The organism is Symploca atlantica LB2515, from assembly GCF_052546295.1.
In genome coordinates this window covers 1,118,782-1,138,615 of sequence record NZ_JBQWMT010000001.1, presented here as the reverse complement: position 1 = coordinate 1,138,615, position 19,834 = coordinate 1,118,782, and the positions used below count along the sequence as shown (strand labels likewise).

Genomic DNA, 19,834 nt, shown 5'->3' with positions numbered 1-19,834 from the left:
GCTATTTACAGAACAGAATTTAACAGCAACTACCTAAAAGCCTGATTTTGACGTTAAAACTGACTGGGTTGGCAGGTCTCGTTTAATCCTGGAAAAGCCAGTACCAGACGGGCATTGGGAGTTTTCGGAGATGTCTAATAGCAATTAGCTGACTATCGGGGCTAAAAGTCACACTATTAACCACACTATTAGCCACACTTTGCTGATTGCCAAAATTGGGGAGTAACTTGCCATCACTTTGCCAAAGTTTTGCCGTTGCTTGGTCACTAACAGAGGCGATAAGCTTCAAGTCAGGACTAAAACTGACTTTGGTGACAATACCAGTATCGCTGTGACCGTGGAGAGTTTCAGATTCTCCACTATCTAGCTTCCAGAGTTTAATGGTTTTATCATTACTCGCCGAAGCCAGTATCTCGCCGTTGTGGCTAAAGCTAACGCTATTGACCAAATCGCTATGTCCATTAAGGGTTAACAGTTCTCTTCCTTGGAGATTCCAGAGTTTAATGGTTCTATCATCGCTAGCTGAAGCAATCATTTGACCATCAGGGCTAAAAATTACGCTGTTCACTTGGCCACGATGACCAGTCAGAGTTAAAAGTTCTTTGCCTTGAAGATTCCAGAGTTTAATGGTTCTATCATCGCTAGCCGAAGCAATCATTTGACCATCAGGGCTAAAAATTACGCTGTTCACCTGACCATTATGTCCCGTCAGGGTAAGCAGTTCTTGACCCTGGAGATTCCAGAGTTTGACAGTTTTGTCACTGCTAGCCGAGGCAATCACTTGACCATCAGGACTAAAACTTACGCTGTTCACCTGACCATTATGTCCACTCAGGGTTAACAGTTTTGTGCCTTGGAGATTCCAGAGTTTGATGGTTCCGTCACTGCTAGCCGAGGCAAGCATTTGACCATCGGGGCTAAAACTGATGCTGTTGATTTGACCATCGTGACCAGAGAAAGTTCGGAGTAACTTGCCCTGGTAACTCCAGAGTCTCATGGTATTGTCGATACTAGCTGAGGCAATTATCTGGTTAACTCCTCTGGAGAACGCTGACACTCCTTCGTCGCTATCGCTTCGTGTCAGGGGAACGGGGCTAAAACTGACGCTACTGACCCAATTATCATGTCCTTCCCAACGGTTGTATTCTCTGACTCCATAAACCGCCTGCCGTAATGCAGCCACAACCTGAGTTTTAGTTGCCTCTTTGAGCCAGCTAGCTAAGATTCGCGGTTTCAGTTGTCTACCTGCACTTAAGCTTTTGAGTAGCGCCTCAAACTTTTTATCTGAGGCAAAAAGTACTTCTGAAGAGGCGGCAAGTTCAGTAAGACGGGCATTATTTACACTGCTTATGGCTGACCATCCCAGTGCCCCGAAGATCAAGGCAATTACTGATAGGGCTGTTCCTTGGATCAAAACTCGATTAAGCTTGTCCTCAATACTCTTTTGTTTAGCAGTTGCTTGAGTGAGTCTTACTTGTAGTTCTTTTTCTCGAAGTAGTTGGTCAATTGTATCTTGACTTTGCTGATTTTTCTGACGTAGTTCCTCTAATTCTTATTCGAGATAAATTTGTTGTTTCTGGCGGATGAAATCTACCAAATAATCATGAATTAATTGATAGCGGTTTACAGGAAATTCTGGCAAGAGAAATACTAAACCTGATTTTTCTAAAATCTCTAAGATGAGATTCAATTTCGCAGACTCTATACCTGATTCTCTGGCTAACTCAGCACTAGTTTTGAGGGGACGATTGTTGTTTTCATCGGTAAGCAAATACAAAATTAACAGAGCCGACTGTTCGTTTTCCGGGCCACAGTCTCTAACGACTCCTTCTAAAAAGCGCTCTGCTAGTTTTTCTACAGAACCACCTTGCCGATATTGCTCCAGAGTTTTGATATTGTCTGTTTGTAGTTGTGAACCTACAACCTGCAATTCAATAGGACGAACTTCCCCCAAATCAACAGCCAAATCTCTGACTAATTCCTTAATTAGTGCTGGTTCTAAATAAAAAGAGCGTTCAGTTAAGCTTTGAATGAGTTGTTCAGCATCTTCTGGAGGCAAATTACCGAAAGAGTAGCGAAATTCTTTATTGAGAAAATCATTGTTAGTTATTTCTAAAATGTTTAGGCGATCGCATTCTAGGAGGTAATGTAAATAATCCTCTCGCAGCGAGATAATTACTTTTACATAGGGCAGCTCAGAACTATCCAGGCAAATATGCAAAAAATCCCAAAACTTTTTCCTTTGTTCTGGCTTTGGGCAATTGAAAAAAAATTCCTCGAACTGGTCAAAAATTAGAATAGTCAACAAGTTACTATTAGCATTTATTTGCAATTGCTCAGTAATTAATTCTAATGAGTTTAAAGCAGTAGATAAGTTTACGCGTCCAATTTTATCCAGAGCATCTGCTAAACTTTTGCCCAAATTTTCTACCCAATTAGTGTAAACTCGCAGTATCACGGGTAAAGCGTCACGAGCACCAATGTTTTTTTGTTGTAGTATTGGTACTAACCCCGCCTCCAAAATTGAACTTTTGCCCACTCCGGATGGACCATAAATCACTGTTAATTTGTGATCATCACGGCTAATCCTCTCTCGAATCAAACGCTCGACATCTTGCTGCCGCCCTGAAACAGCAATTTCCTTGGCAACTATATCCTGAGTCTCAACTTGTGTGAAGGTTTTAATAGTCTGTCTTTGTGGCTGTAAGCGACTGGCACCGATAAAGGCACGAAAACCATACCGCTGCTCAATCGAGGATTTATCTTGCTTAATCTGAAATACTTTCAGATATTCACCTTGCTCAAAGTGTAGAGAGCGCAACTCTTCTAAAATCCGAATATAAAGCCGTGGATTATGGTGATGGTCACTTTCCTGTCGAGCTTTCTCTAGACTGTAGATAGCTTCCGTAAACTGACCAAGCTGTCGCTGAGATTGAGCCAAAAGAAACAAAAGAAAAGAACATAAGTTCTGATCCTGCGGCTGATTCTCAGTAGTCTGAGTAATAGTTTGCAGCGCTCGCTGAGCTAGTTTATTAGCCCTTTCCCAGTTTGACTCCGATAGGGCAACCTCTACTAACCAACCATAATCCTGCGCTATCGATCTCGGACTGTCAGAGGTTGGATGTAGCTTCAAAGACCTTTGGGCTAAAACTTGCAAATTTTTCCAGTCTCCCTGGTATTGCAGAATCCCACCTAATTTGCTGATAAACTTGTTGGCTAGTTCCGGATTTTGTAAACTCTCAACGATGTCAATAAATGAGTGAATTCGATCAGCTTTGCTATCGTGGCATAAGCTAATATGAAATATTACAAAGCACTCCCACTCTAAATTGTTGCTTTGCTGCCAAGAAGCTAGACTTTGCTGATAGTGAACTAAAGCTACCTCAATCCGCTCACTGGCATAGGCTATGCGACCTTGAACGAACTGCACATATGCTTCGAGTTCTGGCTCCAATTTTACGCCACGACTTTGCAAGTTCTGCAGTGCTGACTCAATTGCTGTGCTATCTTCTAGCGAGATGGTCAGCTTTAGCTCTTGCATAAACTTGCCAGCATCACAATTTAAGAATTGAGAAAATATGCGCTCGGCTTTTTGGCGTAGGGAATAAATCAACTCATAGGTCAGCTCTTCTGTAGCGATCGCAAACTCAACACTGGTGGCCCAATTTTCAAAATCTGGTGCTAAGCGGAGCAACTTCTGTAAAATATGGTCGTTGATCCACAAAACTAGTGGAAATCGCAGATTTTTCTCAAATTCTTCCCTAACGCGGTTAGTAGAAGTTAATACAGTGTCGAGGTCGCTTACTGACTCTAGACCCAATACCATCAAAGCTTGTGGTTGTTCATCTGCCAATTCTGCCTGGATGGTGGTGTAGAGCGTCTTGACAGACTCAGGTAAAACTAACTCTCGAATCTCAACAATACATACTTTCCGCAGCCTTTGCAACGTGCGGTCGCGCAAAGCTGCGTAGTTACAACGTGCTAAAATCAGACAAAATTTACCCTGAGAAAGTTTAATTGCCCGCACCAAAGTCTGTAGCGAATTCTCGTTATAGGCAGCCACATCTTCTGGTTGGTGCAGATTGGTCATAGCTGAAATTCTTGAGCTTCTGCTAAAATCGGATTGATATCAAACCAAGAACCTTGCTGGTCTCGGTATTCAAATACGAACAGGTCATGTACTAGTATCTGGTATCTTTCCTCTCCTCTCAAGCTTTTCTGGTAGGTTACTTGACGTAATAAATCCCACTCATTCTCAGTGAGTGCTAAGGCTAGCTCATTACGGCGTTGTCTAATCACACCTTCTAGGCAATTACGTGATAGGGGGGGATCTTCTCTTTGCAGACAACGCGACAGCAGTCCTAGTAAGTTGCGCACATGACCACCACTAACTTGGCACAATCGCTTTAAGGTCTCAGGACGATCAAAAACTTCTGTAATTAAATCAACGCGCTCAATTAAATTAGCATCGGAAAAGGCTCTTGCCATAACCATCTGTTGCAAAAGATCCATCCCTTCTTGGCAGTTACCGCCCTGCCGTAGCTGCACTGGCACCATTGGCAACACCTTGGGGTCTGTCCCAAATCGATTTGTTAACCTTCCCAAAGCATTAGAAAAAATCAATACTAGGGGAATTGTATAGACAACGTGGCAATTGAGCCGCTTTAACTGTTCACCTCGGTCTACAAACAAATGTTCTGGCTGAATGCGTCCTGTAGGCTTCAGAGAATTATCCAATCGGTCAAGATTATCGATAATAACTACTAGTCCCTCTTTACCGATGCGCTTGAGTTTTTCTATGGCAGGTGCAAATAGCTCTCGGTTAATCGCGTCTAAAATTCCATTGGTACGGGGTTCTAGATATTGTCTTAACTGAGAGTGCAGCTTCGGGCTATCTTTAGTCTTGGCAGTAATCTCGGCAATGCCGACAGAAAAACCCACTTCGGATATTTCTATAGGTGTTTGCAAAATTTCAGTAATTTCGTGAAACAATTGAACAAAGTATCTTGGTTTCAACCGGATTTTAATGGCTTCGAGGCTTTCGCTTACCTGACGAGCGATTGCCAGCATGATATCGGTAACATCAACGTCTACCATGTCTAAATCTTGGCTGGACTCGAAATAGACTACATGAAATCCTTGCTCTTCTAAATCTGCCTTGAGTCGTTGCAATTCTGTAGATTTGCCACAGCCAATATGTCCGGTAAATAGTTGGCAGGTTGGCTTTTCTGGTGAGAGGCGGCTGATAGTGCGACCTAACTCCTGAATAATATTAGCCCCTCTTACCGTAGAAAAATCTACGTAATATTTTTGCTCTTCACTATTGCCCGCCATCAGGGGGCCAGGATTACATGCTTGATAAAATTTTCTTAAGTCTATTTTCATTAATTCCCTGGAAAATAGCTCCCCACTATTTTCTACTGCTACTACTATAGATATTCCGTAAAAAAAGTAATTTTTCGTGGAAATTTTGGTAACGGAGCTATTCCAATGGTGCCAGTTAGTTAACTAAGTTAATATCTCAACTCAATACTTATTTTTGAGGATAAATTTTGTCACATAAGGTGCGATCGCTTGTTTCGACATTGGGGTTATTTTTTAAATAATCGCGCACCTGATTACAGCCTTGGGCTAATAAATCATCGCGCTTTAGATTTGCTAAGTCCCACAAAATTACGGTTTTGTCATTACTAGCAGAGGCAATTAGCTTACCATCGGGGCTAAAACTCACCCAATTGACTGAGCCGTGATGCCCTCTAAGGGTAATCTGTAATGTGCCGTCTAAGTTCCAAAGCCTTACAATTCCATCCCGACTTCCAGAAGCCAGGGTATTACCGTCAGGACTAAAACTGACACTAAATACCTGGTCAGTCTGATGGTCGAAGGTTTTGAGTTCTTGACCATCTAGACTCCAAAGTTTCACAGTTCCGTCTCTACTGGCAGAGGCAATAGTCTGACCATCTGGACTGAAACCAACCCAGTTGACCTGACCTTGATGACCAGACAAACTTCTGAGTAACTTACCCTCTCTTGTCCAGAGTTTTACTGTCTTGTCATCACTAGCCGAGGCAATCATCTGACCATCTGGGCTAAAATTGACCCGATTTACTGGTTCGCTGTGACCTTCTAAGGTGTTGAGTAACTTGCCGTTGCGACTCCAAAGTTTAATCGTTTTATCTCTACTCGTCGAGGCAATAATTTCGCCATCTGGACTGAAACTCACGCTCAAAACAGTATCAGAATGTCCTTGGAGAGTAAGTAGTAATGCGCCATCTTTTTGCCAAAGTTTCACGGTATGGTCAGCACTAGCAGAAGCAATTGTCTCGCCCTTGGGTGAAAAAGCCACACTCCAGACAGGCTGCTCATGTAGGAAGGTACTCAAAAGTTTCCCGTCAGACTGCCATAGCTTAATACTCTTGTCTTCACTAGCAGAGGCAATTAGCTTACCATCGGGGCTAAAACTAACATGGCTGACTCCGCCTTGATGTCCTTTGAGAGTTTTCGGTCCCAGATTATGGAGACTCCAAAGTCTAACAGTGCGGTCTCCACTTGCCGAGGCAAGTGTCTCGCTATCCGGGCTAAAACTGACACTGTAGACCCAATATTCATGGCCCTGCAAAGTACTTAGTAAATTTCCATCTCTACTCCAGAGTTTGATAGTTCCGTCCTTACTTGCCGAAGCAATCATCTGACCATCGGGGCTGAAACTGACACCCATGACATCATCTTCGTGACCTGTGAGAGTCTTTAGCAACTGACCATCTCTGTTCCAGAGTTTGACTGTATCATCCAAACTTGCTGAGGCAATCGTCTGGCCATCGGGGCTAAAACTAACACCAATGACACGATCACTATGTCCCTCCAATGTTTTAATGAGAGTGCCATCTAAACTCCATAAGTTCACCTTGCCATCCAAACTAGCCAAAGCCAAGATGTTACCGTCGGGACTAAAGCTGAGGTCTCGGATGGCTGCTGCCTTTGCTGGTAAACTAGCCCTCAAGCTACCGTCTCGGTTCCAGAGTCTGAGGGTTTTGTCCGCACTAGTGGAGGCAACCGTTTGACCGTTGGGGCTGAAACTAACACTGAGGACAGCAGCCTGATGACCCTTTAAAGTTTTCCGCAGAGAACCATCCAAATTCCAGAGTTTTACGGTGCCATCGGCGCTCGCTGAGGCAATAGTCTGACCATCGGCGCTGAAACTGACGCTATTGACCACCTCTTTATGCCCTTCTAGGGTTTCCAGCAAGCGACCATCTAACCTCCAGAGCTTGAGAGTACCATCACTGCTCGCTGAGGCAACCAGCTTGCCGTCTGGGCTGAAACTCACCCTAATTACGTCGCTTTTGTGACCTTCCAAACGGTTGCGCTCTTGAGTATTGTAGACAGTTTGCTGGAGTGCAGTGACCACCTCAGCAGCAATCTTATCAGCTTTAGTCCAAGGTGCTTGTTTGAGTTGTCTGCCAGCTTTTAAACTTTCCAACAGGGCGTCAAAGGGTTTATTCACAGCGAAGAGTGCTTCTGAGGAGATAGCATGAGCTTTAATTTCGTTAGTGATTGCCCTTTGTCTCTGACGTTCTGCCCAGGTGGCCAGGAGGGCAAAAATGATGCCTACTGCCACCGCAGCTCCCAAAAACCATCTGAACTTACGCAGTTGCTGAATTTCTGCTTGTTTGTGCTGGAGTTCTTGTTTTTGCTGCTCTAGCTTGGCTAATAAATTATGCTGTTGGCGAATGAAAGCTACCAGATAATCATGAACTAGTTGGTAGCGCTCAGCCTGAACTTCTGGTAACAGAAAAACCAAACCAGACTGTACTAGAATTTCTAAAACTAAGTCTAATTTTTCCGGTTCTTCCAATTCTGCTAACCCTCTGGCTAACTCCTCTCGATTCTTAAAAGGACGAGTGCCATTTTCATCGGTTAATAAATACAAGACAAAGCGAGCAGCTTGTTCATTTTCGGAACCACAGTCTTTAATCACTTGTTCCAAGAAGCGCTGGACTAGTTTTGCCTTGGGTCCAGCCCGTTGATATTGTGCCAGGGTGGTAATTTTCTCGGCTTGCAGTTGTGCGCCGACTAGTTGTAATTCAATAGGGCGCACTTCCCCTAATTCTGCCGCTAAATCCTCCACTAATTTATCAATCAGAGCAGTTTCTAAGTTGAAATTGGCTTGACCTGTAAAGTTTTTAATAACTGCTTTGGCTGCTTGCTCAGAAAAATTGCCAAAGTAAAATAAAATGTCTTTATTAAGAATATCGTTATTAACTACGTCCAAATTGGTATAGCGATTCCACTCCAATAAGTAAGAGAGATAATCTTCTCGAAGGGAGAGGATTACTTTGACGTAGGATATATTTAGACAGCTACGTAGAAATTCATAAAAAACCCGCCTCTGGCTGGGTTCTTTGTAAATAAAAAAAAACTCCTCAAATTGGTCAAAAATTAGTACAGTTAGCAAATTGTTCTCTGCATTGATTTGCAACTGTTGGAGGAGTGCTGCCGTGGAATCAAGGATCACAGGCTCAGGCATGTTAGCAAAGGAGCAACTAAGGCTTGACACCTGTTGGTGCAATGCTTCTGTAGCTACGGCCTGGTAGCTAGTACAATTTGGCATCTGAGCCAGTGCCTGTACGAGACATTCCCCCAGTTTCCTTGGCCAATCAGTATAAACTTGTTGTAGAACTGGTAAAACTTCCCGGCTGCCGAGGGGCTTCTGTTTTAAAGCGGGTATTAAGCCGGCCTGAACCAAGGAACTTTTGCCCACGCCTGACTGTCCGTGAATGACCGTTAGTTTATAATCATCGCGTCCTAAGCGCTCCACCAGGCGATTAACTTCTTGCTGCCTACCAGAAGCCGCAATTTCTGGGGCAACTGTTCCCTGCTGCTGAATGGAAGGTAAGACGGGATTAGTCACCTGTTGTTTGGGCTGTAGGCGGCCAGCACCGATAAAGGCACGGAAGCCGTATTGATGCTCAACCACTCGCCTCTCTTGCTTGGTTTCAAAGGCTTTAAGGTAATCCCCTTGTTGAAAGTAGAGCACTCGCAACTCTTCCAAAATCTGGATGTAAAGCTCCGGATCATACTGAGATTTGGTTTGTGCTTTCGCCGAGATCAGGGTGTTGAGCGCTTCTGGGACTTGAGAGAGTGAAGAGTAGGCTTTAGCTAACGAGAATAAATACCAACCCTGATGAAATGACCTCTCCCAATCTAACTTGGCTCTTTGCTCCTCTGAAAAGTCTTCCCAGGAATTGGCTTCTGCGGTTGCTAGCAACCACAGTGCTCGTAATGCCGATTCTTTGGCTTGATTCCAGTCAGATTTGCCTAGCGCCACCTCAGCAAAAAAGCCATGAACTCGTGCTAATCTGAATTGATCAGAGTAAATTTGATGTAACTCTAAAGCTTTGTGGGCAACAATCTCTAGTTCGTCCCAACGCTTGAGCCTTTGCAGAGAATCCCCCAAGGCGTTGATAAATTTAGCCACCAGGTCGGGACGGTTGGCTTGCTCAAATACTTCGACAGTTCGCTCAAAGTAACTCTTGGCTCGATGGCAAGCTTGCTCATATTCGTGGCGGTGTCCTAACAGATAGGTCAACCACCAAAGTCCCAAATAGAAAAAGATGCAGCCGTGCCGTTCTAAGTTATAACTAGGCTGCCATAGGGCTAAAGAGCGCTCATAGTGTCGTCGCGAGTGTTTTGGTGAACTGCTAACATCTCGACCAAGGACGAATTCTAAACAGGCTTCGAGTTCTGGCTCTAGGCTTACTCCCCGATGTTGTAGTTCTGTTTGAGCAGACTCTAATTCGGCGTGACTGGGAAAGCTGTTATCCAGACTGAGGGCAACATTATCTAGAAAGATGCTAGCACCCGCATCCAACACTTTGCTAAAAACTTGATTAGTGCTTTGCTCGATGAAGTTAATTAATTCATCGGTGGTGAGCGTAAAATCAACGGCAGTTGACCAACCCTCAAAATCAGGTGCCAAGCGAATTAGCTTTTGCAAAACCTCATCTGTCACCCACAGCACCAAGGGGAAGGTCAAATGGCGGAATTCCTCTCGCATTTGGTTAGTGGCGCTGAGCAGTTGCTCAAGCTCATTTACCGACTCTAAGCCAGAGATGATTAAGGCGTTGGGTTGCTTTTGGTTAAGTACTTTTTCAATTGCTGCAGAGAGCGTCTTGGAAGATTTATCCAAAACTAATTGGCGAATCTCAAGATCAGGTTGCTCCTGCAACTGGGTTACTATTTTCTCTCGTAACTTACTATAGTTGCAACGAGCTAAAATTAACGAAAAACTTCCTCCAGACCAGCTAATTGCCCGGAGTAAAGTATTTAAAGAGTTGTGGTTATCATTCACCTAAGCATAGTTAAGGCTGTTTCCTTTAAGGAGTCAAACTGGTTATCATCAGTGATGACTCTAACTCCTTATTCCTATTATTATTGATAAATATGAGGATTGTCAGGAAATAGATTTAGCAAGTAAGCTTAATGAAGTATTCTGTGAGTAAATAATTTTTAGTTAATTGGGCAATCTCCTCTTGCATGACATCCCGGCGACGGTTCGTCTATCGCTGAGATTAGAGATTTATCTACTTGGGGAGTGTTGAATATGTTAGTCTTAGCTGGTCTATTGGCTCCATAGGCATCAGCCGATAAGCTTTCCAGGTTGTGGTTGCTCAGATGAGGGATATCTATACCAGCAAGAACCGCCAGCAAAGGTAAGGTGATAATGGTACTTACGGTTTTCCTATTCATTTGAGTTATATTCTCCAAACTAAAACAGTAAACTAGTAATAACGACAAAACGCTGGCTTAGGCAAAACGCAAGCAAGCATTAGCTAGGCCTTCCTGAAGGCTATAACTTCAGGAATCCTGATCTAAAAATATGAATTTAGGCGCTCTCACTTATCAGTCTTTGAGCGTCTAGTTAATGGTTGAGCATCCTATAGTGGGGTGCTACAGCCTATGCCTGCTTACTCTGTCTGATGCACCCATGGCTTATTTGGTTCCCAGTAACAGTAGTAGACAATTGGGTTCACCGTTGGGACAAATTCCGACTGCCGATTGCTCTGGGGCCGGTATTTGTCCGATAGTAACTATTACGTGGCTTTTTCCATAAATCAGCAATTTCCCTGAGAAAATCAATTGTGCCATCTAGTTTCGCGGTTGAAGGGAAACTTTCTGTTGACAAACTTTAAGAATTAGTAATTAACCCCAACAAAAGGCTTCTCTTAAGTTGGGTTCCTCTCGTAACTACTTAAGCTACTGACTGTAGCGCAGCGCTATATTGAGCTTCAGCAACCGCCAAACTAAATTCTACGCTCGTTGCCCAACTCTCGAAATCAGGCACCAATCTAATTAGCTTCTGTAGAACTTCATCTGTCACCCACAATACCAAGGGGCAGGCAAAATTGCGGAACTCCTCCCGCACAAGATTCGTCGCAATTAGTAACTGATCAAGAGCATTCACAGACTCTAAACTAGATACCATTAAGGCTGTGGGCTGTTCGTGACCAACTTCTTCAAGTATGGTGGTGTAGAGGGTCTTGACTGAGCGATCAAGAACAAGCACTCGAACTTTAACAGGACATTGGTCGTGAAATTGCTGTAAGAGGCTCTCTCGTAGCTGAGTAGAGTTGCAGCGCGCTAAAATTAGTGAAAAGTCCCCTTGAGACCTAGTAATTGCTCGCATCAGAGTTTTCCAAGAATCCTGGTTATTAATACCGATTTCTTTAGGTTGATGTAAACAACTCATATCTGCAACTCTCTAGCTTCCTCTAAAATAGGGTTGATTTCAAACCAGCATTCATCGCGATCGCAATACTCAAAGATAAACAAACTACGCAATAGTGCTTGGTATCGATCTTCACCCCTAACAGTTTTCTCTTGGTTGACTTGCCGTAGTAAATGCCACTCATCCCTAGCAATGGCTAGGTTGAGTTCGTTACGGCGCTGACGAACTACACTCTCTAAGCATTCACGCTTAATTGGTGGATCTTCTCTCTGAAGACAGCGGTACAGCAGCACCAGCAAGTTACGTACATGACCACCACTGACTAAACAGAGACGATCTAAAGTACCAATACTATCAAATACTTCCGTAACTAGAGCAAGTCTTTCTTCGGGAGTAACTTCAGGGAAGGCTTTAGAGAGTATTACCTGTCGTAGCAAGGCAACTCCCTCCTCACACCTAGTACCGTCTCTGTGCTTTACCTGCACCATCGGCAACATCTTGGGATCAATACCAAAACGATTGGTTAACCGACCTAAATCACTAGAGAAAACCAAAATCCTGGGGATAGTGTAGACTACATGGCAATGTAGTTTATTTAACTGCTCTCCCCGGTCTACGAACAGATATTCTGGTTGAGTGCGCCCTGGTAACTTCTCCGTGTTGTCCACTCGGTCAAGATTATCAACAATTACCGCCAATCCTTGTTTGCCTTGCTGCTTGAGTTGCTCAATTGCTGGTTCGATCAACTCATGGTTAATCGCTTCTAAAATCATGTTGACTCGTGGTTCCAGGTATTGCCTGAGCAAAAAGCGAATTTCTTGAGAATCCTTTGCCTTGGCCGTAATTTTGCCAATTTCTTGAGCCAGAGAAAAGTCTTGCTTTAGTGCACTGGTACTAGTATCAACTAATACGGAAGCCAAATCATCCTCACTGAGAGTGATTTCTGCTGGCAAAAGCTTAGTAGTCCCTTGGAGTAAACCCTTAAATTCTCTGGGTTGGAGGCGAACGTGCACTTCTTCTAAACTTTTAGAGACTTGGCGAGCAATTGCTAATAAAATATCGCTAATGTCTACATCTGCCATGTCTAAGTCTTGGGAAGACTCAAAATAAACAACATGGAATCCCTGTTGTTCTAACTCAACTCTCAGCCGCAATAATTCTGTGGATTTGCCACAACCAATATGCCCGGTAAACAACTGACAAGTTGGTTCATCAGGAGAAAGGCGGGTAATCGTGCGTTTGAGTTCTTGAATAATCTTGTTACCCCGCACCGAGGAAAAATCAATGTAATAGCGTTGGTCTTCCGCCTTCCCCAGATCTAGTGTTTTGCTAGGATTAGATGCTTGGTAAAATTTCTCCAAATCCAGTGCCATTAGTTTTTTGGCAAAATATCTTGTTCCTGTTATATACGTCAGCTTGGATAAATCTTCCGGAAAAGGCTACTGGATGTTGGATTTGAACAATTTGCTGCTAGTTTAGTATCCCCTTGGGTAGAGCTGTTTTAAGCATGGGTTTGCCGATTGACAATTTTCTTGCTGGGTTGTGAGCTATTACTTACAGAAGTTTTTTGCTGAGGAATTTTCTTAGAGGAGGCTAAAAATTCCTCAGCACAAGAATCATTTTGACTGCAACTGCTTAGCTTCTGACAAGATGGGATTAATACTAAACCATCCCCCTTGTTCATCCTGATACTCAAAAACAAACATACTGCGTAGCAGAGTTTTATATTCGTCCTCGCCTTTTACCATCTGCTGCTGTGATACCTTGGAGAGCAACTCCCACTCATCATCAGTAACAGCCCGCACTAGTGCATCCCGTTGGCTTCTCACAACATCTTCTAAAGAGCTACGAGAAAATGGTGGATCTTCTTTTTGAAGACAGCCATAGAGTAAACTAAGCAAATTCCGTGCATGTCCGCCACTAACTTGGCACAGGCGGTCTAAAGTCTCAGGAGAATCAAACACTTCTAGAGTGAGCGCCAGTCTTTGTTCTAGACTAAGGTCTGGAAAAGCTCTAGCAAGCACCATTTGCTTGAGTAGACGCAGTCCTGCTTCACAATCGCTACCATCTCGTGACTTCACCCGCACCATCGGCAACAATTTGGGTTCTACCCCAAAGCGATTTCTCAGCCTCCCCCAGTCATTAGAGAAAATTAGTACCAAGGGAATAGTGTAGACAACATGACAATTGAGCTGTTTGAGCTTCTCTGCTCGGTCTACAAACAGGTATTCTGATTGAGTACGACCGGTAGGTCTAATCGATTCATCCACCCGGTCGAGATTATCGACAATTACCACCAGTCCTTGCTTACCCTGTTGCTTGAGTTGATCAATTGCCGGTTCGAGCAATTCAGCATTAATCATTTGGATGAGGGTATCTGTACGTGGTTCTAAGTACTGCCTCATCTGAGAGCGGAGTTCTGGGCTATTTTTAGTTTTGGCTGAGATTTTGGCAATACCAAAACTCAGAGAAAAATCTCCCTGAGTGTTAGCACTAATCTCCCCAACTCCTGGCAAAGAGGTTTCTGCCTCTAACTCGATTTCGGTTTGCAAAATCTTGGCAACTTTTTGCAGTAGAGCTCTAAAACCGGTGGGTTGTAACCTAATTTTCAACTGCTCTAAGCTTTCACTGACCTGACGAGCGATTGCTAGCATGATGTCGGTGACATCAATATCAGCCATATCCAAGTCTTGAGAAGATTCAAAGTAGACTACATGAAGTCCTTGTTGCTCTAACTGATTTTTGAGCAGTAGTAGTTCAGTAGACTTACCGCAGCCGATATGACCAGTAAATAATTGGCAGGTGGGTTCATCGGGAGAGAGGCGGGTGATGGTCCGCCGTAACTGGTCAATAATATTGCTGCCTCGTACAGAGGAGAAATCGATATAGTATTTTTGATCCTGAGCATTACCTGCAACCAGCGTCTTACTGGGATTACAGGCCTTATAGAACTGTTCTAAATTCAGTTTCATTGGTTACCTGTTGTCAAATAGCTTGCCACTATTTTCTACCAATAACCAAGAAAGTGCCTCTTTTACTAGCTTAAGATGCCCGTCTGGAGGCATCTTAAGTATGAGCTAAAGGCGTAGATTTTAATCTCTGTTAGCAAAGAAACTAGCTGGAATAATCTATCTCCGAGGAAAAGCATCCTAACACTATCAAAAGTAAAAACTCTTAAATCAAGGATTTACCTGGCATGAAAATCTGAGCAATTGTTTGTTTTTCTGTTACACTCTCTATAATTAGCTCTCCTCCGTGTAATTGGATAATACGTTGGGCAATTGTTAGACCCAAACCAAAGCCTTGTTGTTCGTAAAGCTTGCGCTCAAATTGTAGATAAGCCCCTAGATTAGAAATTTGCTTGGCTGTCATGCCTCGTCCATAATCTGTAACAGATAACTTAAAAGTATTGTTGTAGCAACTGCTATTAACTAAAACTGGTGTTCCCGGTTTGGAAAACTTAAATGCATTATCAATTATTTCTTCAACAGCTTTTTTGAATTTCGGTTCAGAAATAATCAGCATTGCTTCTTGCAGTTCTAATTCTAAATCAGCTTCTCTACTTAGCAGTTTCGCTTTACCAGTAGCAACTTCGGCAATCAAGGTTTTTGTCCAAGTTTTGATGCCATTACTGCGTAGTGCTTTGACTCGCTCTTGATCTGTAGAGATTAGCTCAAGATCAGCATAGAGCAAAAAATTTTGAGTTAGCCGATAGAGACGCTCGCCAGAAGCATGTATTTTATCTAGCATCTCTAAAGCTTCGCTCTGCTCTAATGAATTATATTCATCGATCATCAATTTTGATAACCCAAGAATACCATTTAGAGGTGTGTGCAACTCGTGGGGAAGTGAATGACTTATATTACCACGCAACTCATCTAATTTGTTACGAGATTGCCTCTCAAGAGCTACTTTTTTTTCTAAGCGAGCAGTAATTGCTCCTAGTAGTTCGTTTCTGGTAAAAGGCTTAGTTAAATAATCATCAGCACCTAATTCCATCCCTTGACGCAAATCTTCTTTTGCGGCTTTAGCTGTGAGAAACATGAAAGGAATTGCATCAGTAAATGGATTCTGGCGTAGTTGGCTAAGTACGCCGAAGCCATCCAGTTCTGGCATCATAACGTCACAAATAATCAAGTCCGGAAACTCTTTTTGGGCTAATTGCACTCCGGTATGACCATTATCTGTATCAATTACTTGAAAATTTTCTGCCTTAAGGATTTCGCTAATATTTTCTCGAATATCTTCTTCATCTTCTATCAAGAGGATTTTTTTCATAATTTTTTTCCTCTAAGTAAATTATATTGTTGTAGTCGATTAAAATTTTCTGGAGTTATCACTTTGCGCAACTCTGATAAATCGTTGAGTATCTTCATTTCTCTTTCGCATTCTTCTTGCAGGATTTCTAAATAACGCTTACATTGAACTTTGTTGGGTATATACTTCAACATGTTTGTTGCTAAATTAATTTTGGAAATGCTTTGACCCAAGTCTTCAGAAAATCTTTGGATAATTTCCTCTATAGTTTCATTAAATTGCTGAAGTTCCTGCACTCTTTTCTCTAATTCTTTATATTTCTGCTGCTCAGCAGTACAGTTTTTGAGTAGGGCTGATTGTTTATCTAAACGGACTGTGACTGCCTTCAGTAATGCGTCTATTGTAAATGGTTTGGTCAAAAAATCATCTGCACCCAATTCCATTCCTTGACGTCTATCTGCTTGACTGACTTTAGCTGTGAGAAAAATTAAAGGAATGATGGCAGTGGTAGGTTCACTCCGTAAAGTAGTTAGTACCTGATAGCCGTTTAGTAATGGCATCATAATGTCGCAAATAATCAAAGCAGGAATCTCTTGTTGCGCTAATTGCACGCCGAGATGACCATTTTCTGCACCAATTACCTGGAAATTTTCAGCAGTGAGTGTGTCGATAATACCCTCACGTACTGTTAGCTCATCTTCAATTACTAAAATTTTAGTCATTTTTTTAGCTCTCTTTATTTAGGGGAAGATAAACTGTAAACGTTGTACCAACACCAACTTGGCTACTGACGCTGATTCTGCCACCATGTAAATCAACTGACTTTTTGACAATCGCTAGTCCTAACCCAGTACCTGGTAGTTTGCCAACATTTTTTGCTCGATAAAATGACTCAAACAAATGCTGTTGCTCTTCACTAGGTATACCAATACCTTCGTCTTGAATTCGGACAATAGCTTCTCCCTCGTGAGCGGTTATTTCAAAGTTAATGGTGCTGCCCAAAGAAGAATATTTAATGGCATTAGAAAGTAAATTACCGAAAATGTGTCTTAGCAGCTTTTCATCTAGGTAAGCAAATACTGGAAAATTTTCGGTTATTGCTACTAGAGAATTACTATTGAGGCACTTGCCTTGGTGAGAAAAGATGATCTCGTGTCCACTACCAGTACCGAGTTGGAACTCTTCTACCAAAGAGCTACAAAACTGAACTATATCTAATGGTGTTGATTGCAGGCTTAATTTTCCAGCTTCTGCCTTACCCAAGAGCAGTATGTCATTTAACATTTGGGTCATATGCTGAACGTTTGTTTGTATGCGGTTGAAGTGAACAATTTTTTTATCCTCACTCCAAGTGTGGCTGTAATATCTCAGTAATTCAGTAGATCCAAGAATAGAAGTCAAAGGTGTGCGAAATTCATGGGAAGTCATCGAGACAAAACGAGATTTTAGTTCGTTTAGTTCCTTTTCTTGTTCTAGAGCTTTGCGTAGTTTCTCTTCTACTTGTTTGCGTTCAGTAATGTCGTAAAGGGTGCCAGACATCCCAAAAATTGTGCCATCGGTATTGAATACTATCCGAACTAAAGCATCAATCCAGTGAAAATTACCCTCTTTGGTAAGAAAGCGAATCTCCCGTCGCCAGTCTCTTTTTTGACCTTCAATGAATTGTTGAAATAGCTCTAAACATTCTTGTCGATCTTCAACATGGATGTAGTCAAAAAACTTTTTACCCATGCTTTCTGAGATAGTAAAACCAGTAATTTCCGTCCAGGCAGGATTGAGAAATGTCCACAATCCCTTGGTGTCTGTCTGGAAAATCACTTCCTTGACACTTTCAACCACAGAGCGATATCTTTGCTCACTCTCTTGTAGCGCCCTCTCGGCAGATTTGCGATCGCTAATGTCTTCAACCACGCCAACAAAGTAATCCACCTCACCAGAAGGCTTGCGTACTAGCGATCCGGTAAGATTAACCCAAATCAGAGAGGAATTTTTGCTGTAATAGCGCTTCTCCATTGAGAAAGTCTCAATTTCCCCTGCCAATAACTGTTCTACATACCGCTGATCAGCATCAATGTCCTCAGGATGGGTAATGTCGATAAAGGTTTTCCTACATAATTGAGCATGAGTGTAACCAACGATGTCGCAGAACTTGCGATTAACTCGCAAAAACCGACCATCTAGCCCCGTGTGAACAATGCCAACAGCTGCCTGCTCAAAAGTGGCGCGGAATCTTTCTTCAGAAGCTCGCAGCGCGGCTTCGGCTTGCTTGCGCTCAGTAATATCCCGCATAATTGCCATAACCTCGTCTGTGTCACTGACAGCAAACCTAGCCTCATAATCATGGAGCCTATCGCTCAACGTCATTTGATACTCTATGCTTTGGATATCACCCGTTCTTAATGCTCGCTCTACACAGCTCATTGCCAGAGCTGCTACCTCAACAGGAAAGACTTTATGCAGACTTTTACCCAAATATTGGTAAATCGGCAATGCCATTTGGCAGTCTTTTCCTGCTTTATAGTTCACTAGGGTGCCATCTCGACTGATGCGAAGAATTAAATCTGGCAACGCGCTCAAAAGAGCCCGATTGGTAGCTATACTACGACCGAGAGCTTGATTAACTTTTTCTAGTTCTAGCTCCGTCTGTTGACGCTCAGTTAGTTTTGCCTGTACTCCATCAAAAAGTGTAAATGGCTGAGCGGTGCTTCCTACTTGCTGTGCCACATTCTCCAGAAAATCCTGGATGGCGCTAGGTATGTCTAGGGGGTTAAGTGATCTCAACAAACTAGTTTGGGTGAGAATTCCAACTAATTCCCCCTGAACTCCAGACACCAATAATTGGCGCTGCCCTAACTGCCGCATTCTTTGATAAGCTACCCACAAAGAATCTTCTGGGCTCACACAGGCCAGAGGTGAGCTAATCACATTTTGGGCAGAGAGCTTATCTAACTCCCTGCCTCTAGCTTCTATTTGCACAATATCCCGCTCAGTAACAATGCCAAGAGGCATAAGGAATTTGCGGTGAACAGCACCTTCCACAACTTCCTGTTCTTGCGCAATCACAACACAACTAATTCGATGCTTGACCATCAATTTGGCTAGATCTTGCACGGATGTAGTTAGAGGAGTGTGGATAACCTTGGTAGTCATTACCTGGACAACTCTACGTAGTCTGAGTATGTCAGTTGGTTGCACTACTTGCTCGATACTGTCCGGCGTAATAATTCCTAACAATTGACCAGTATCTTTGACTAGCGGCAAATACCGAATACGGTGCTGATGAAATAGGTTGAGGACAGTGAAAATGTCCTGAAAATCAGCCTCAAAGAGTCTGATAAAATGCTGCGCCATGACATCAGCAACTGTAACTCCTTCTAATTTCATTCCTTTAGCAACGAACTTGACCAAATCCCGCTCCGTTAACAAACCAGCTAGCTTTGTCTGATTCATTACCAAGACGTAGCCACCTGCCGTCTGATGCCTTCGAGACAAGTTAAGGCGTGTCTTTACAGCCGACTGCTCGTAGAGAGATACCGACGGTTTAGGCTCCTGTAATCTCTGCAACGTGCAGCTACTTCTTCCTTGACTGATAAGATCGATAGCATCTATCAGGAAAGTCTCAGGTGCAATGCTTAAGTGGTGAGAGTCAACGGTAGTCTCTAAAATTACCGTAGAGAGAAGTGAGTCTTTAAATCCCATAGCCCGGTTTAATTTGTAGTCGCTACTGCAAGGAAGCAGGCATTCATCTTGGGTTTAACGGTTGGAAGGATTGTCTAGTAGTTCTTACTTGATAAAACGTCAAAAAAACCTAGTTTGTCATCCGTAGGTTTACGTGCTTAAATCTTTAAC

At 42.9% G+C, this 19,834-nt stretch carries 11 protein-coding genes; all 11 read right to left on the bottom strand.

Features of this window, described 5'->3' with window-relative positions; genetic code table 11:
• Positions 1-82: 82 nt before the first annotated feature.
• Positions 83-1,414: a WD40 repeat domain-containing protein gene (locus ACT7WV_RS04820; protein ID WP_445101810.1), complete on the bottom strand. Its 1,332-nt coding sequence runs from the start codon at positions 1,412-1,414 to the stop codon at positions 83-85.
• Positions 1,415-1,552: 138 nt separating this feature from the next.
• Complete coding sequence (locus ACT7WV_RS04815) at positions 1,553-4,090, bottom strand: nSTAND1 domain-containing NTPase (RefSeq protein ID WP_445101809.1); 2,538 nt, start codon at positions 4,088-4,090, stop codon at positions 1,553-1,555.
• A complete protein-coding gene (locus ACT7WV_RS04810; protein ID WP_445101808.1) occupies positions 4,087-5,385 on the bottom strand; it encodes a P-loop NTPase fold protein in 1,299 nt (432 codons plus the stop codon). The genes ACT7WV_RS04815 and ACT7WV_RS04810 overlap by 4 nt, the downstream gene beginning before the upstream one ends.
• Before the next feature lie 148 nt (positions 5,386-5,533).
• Entirely contained in the window at positions 5,534-10,351 is a 4,818-nt protein-coding gene (locus ACT7WV_RS04805) for a WD40 domain-containing protein (RefSeq protein WP_445101807.1), read from the bottom strand.
• Positions 10,352-10,509: 158 nt separating this feature from the next.
• Positions 10,510-10,749, bottom strand: coding sequence for a hypothetical protein (locus ACT7WV_RS04800; protein WP_445101806.1), 240 nt, complete (start codon positions 10,747-10,749; stop codon positions 10,510-10,512).
• 502 nt (positions 10,750-11,251) lie between these two features.
• Positions 11,252-11,749 carry a hypothetical protein gene (locus ACT7WV_RS04795; protein ID WP_445101805.1) on the bottom strand — a complete coding sequence of 166 codons (498 nt, stop codon included), beginning with the start codon at positions 11,747-11,749 and terminating at the stop codon, positions 11,252-11,254.
• Positions 11,746-13,101, bottom strand: a complete 1,356-nt coding sequence (locus tag ACT7WV_RS04790; RefSeq protein WP_445101804.1) for a P-loop NTPase fold protein — start codon at positions 13,099-13,101, stop codon at positions 11,746-11,748. The genes ACT7WV_RS04795 and ACT7WV_RS04790 overlap by 4 nt, the downstream gene beginning before the upstream one ends.
• A gap of 243 nt (positions 13,102-13,344) precedes the next feature.
• On the bottom strand, positions 13,345-14,700 hold the full coding sequence (locus ACT7WV_RS04785; protein WP_445101803.1) for an ATP-binding protein: 1,356 nt from the start codon (positions 14,698-14,700) through the stop codon (positions 13,345-13,347).
• A 202-nt stretch (positions 14,701-14,902) separates the two neighbouring features.
• The gene (locus tag ACT7WV_RS04780) at positions 14,903-16,006 is read right to left on the bottom strand and encodes a hybrid sensor histidine kinase/response regulator (protein ID WP_445101802.1); all 1,104 of its coding nucleotides are present in this window, start codon (positions 16,004-16,006) and stop codon (positions 14,903-14,905) included.
• The gene (locus tag ACT7WV_RS04775; protein WP_445101801.1) at positions 16,003-16,707 is read right to left on the bottom strand and encodes a response regulator transcription factor; all 705 of its coding nucleotides are present in this window, start codon (positions 16,705-16,707) and stop codon (positions 16,003-16,005) included. The genes ACT7WV_RS04780 and ACT7WV_RS04775 overlap by 4 nt, the downstream gene beginning before the upstream one ends.
• A gap of 4 nt (positions 16,708-16,711) precedes the next feature.
• Positions 16,712-19,684: a PAS domain S-box protein gene (locus ACT7WV_RS04770; RefSeq protein ID WP_445101800.1), complete on the bottom strand. Its 2,973-nt coding sequence runs from the start codon at positions 19,682-19,684 to the stop codon at positions 16,712-16,714.
• Positions 19,685-19,834: the final 150 nt, after the last annotated feature.

What these genes read in the sequence shown, in the direction of transcription:
- ACT7WV_RS04815 (WP_445101809.1), bottom strand. Translation starts at nt 4,090, where the DNA reads ATGACCAATCTGCACCAACCAGAAGATGTGGCTGCCTATAACGAGAAT.
- ACT7WV_RS04770 (WP_445101800.1), bottom strand. Translation starts at nt 19,684, where the DNA reads ATGGGATTTAAAGACTCACTTCTCTCTACGGTAATTTTAGAGACTACC.
- ACT7WV_RS04795 (WP_445101805.1), bottom strand. Translation starts at nt 11,749, where the DNA reads ATGAGTTGTTTACATCAACCTAAAGAAATCGGTATTAATAACCAGGAT.
- ACT7WV_RS04800 (WP_445101806.1), bottom strand. Translation starts at nt 10,749, where the DNA reads ATGAATAGGAAAACCGTAAGTACCATTATCACCTTACCTTTGCTGGCG.
- ACT7WV_RS04790 (WP_445101804.1), bottom strand. Translation starts at nt 13,101, where the DNA reads ATGGCACTGGATTTGGAGAAATTTTACCAAGCATCTAATCCTAGCAAA.
- ACT7WV_RS04810 (WP_445101808.1), bottom strand. Translation starts at nt 5,385, where the DNA reads ATGAAAATAGACTTAAGAAAATTTTATCAAGCATGTAATCCTGGCCCC.
- ACT7WV_RS04780 (WP_445101802.1), bottom strand. Translation starts at nt 16,006, where the DNA reads ATGAAAAAAATCCTCTTGATAGAAGATGAAGAAGATATTCGAGAAAAT.
- ACT7WV_RS04775 (WP_445101801.1), bottom strand. Translation starts at nt 16,707, where the DNA reads ATGACTAAAATTTTAGTAATTGAAGATGAGCTAACAGTACGTGAGGGT.
- ACT7WV_RS04785 (WP_445101803.1), bottom strand. Translation starts at nt 14,700, where the DNA reads ATGAAACTGAATTTAGAACAGTTCTATAAGGCCTGTAATCCCAGTAAG.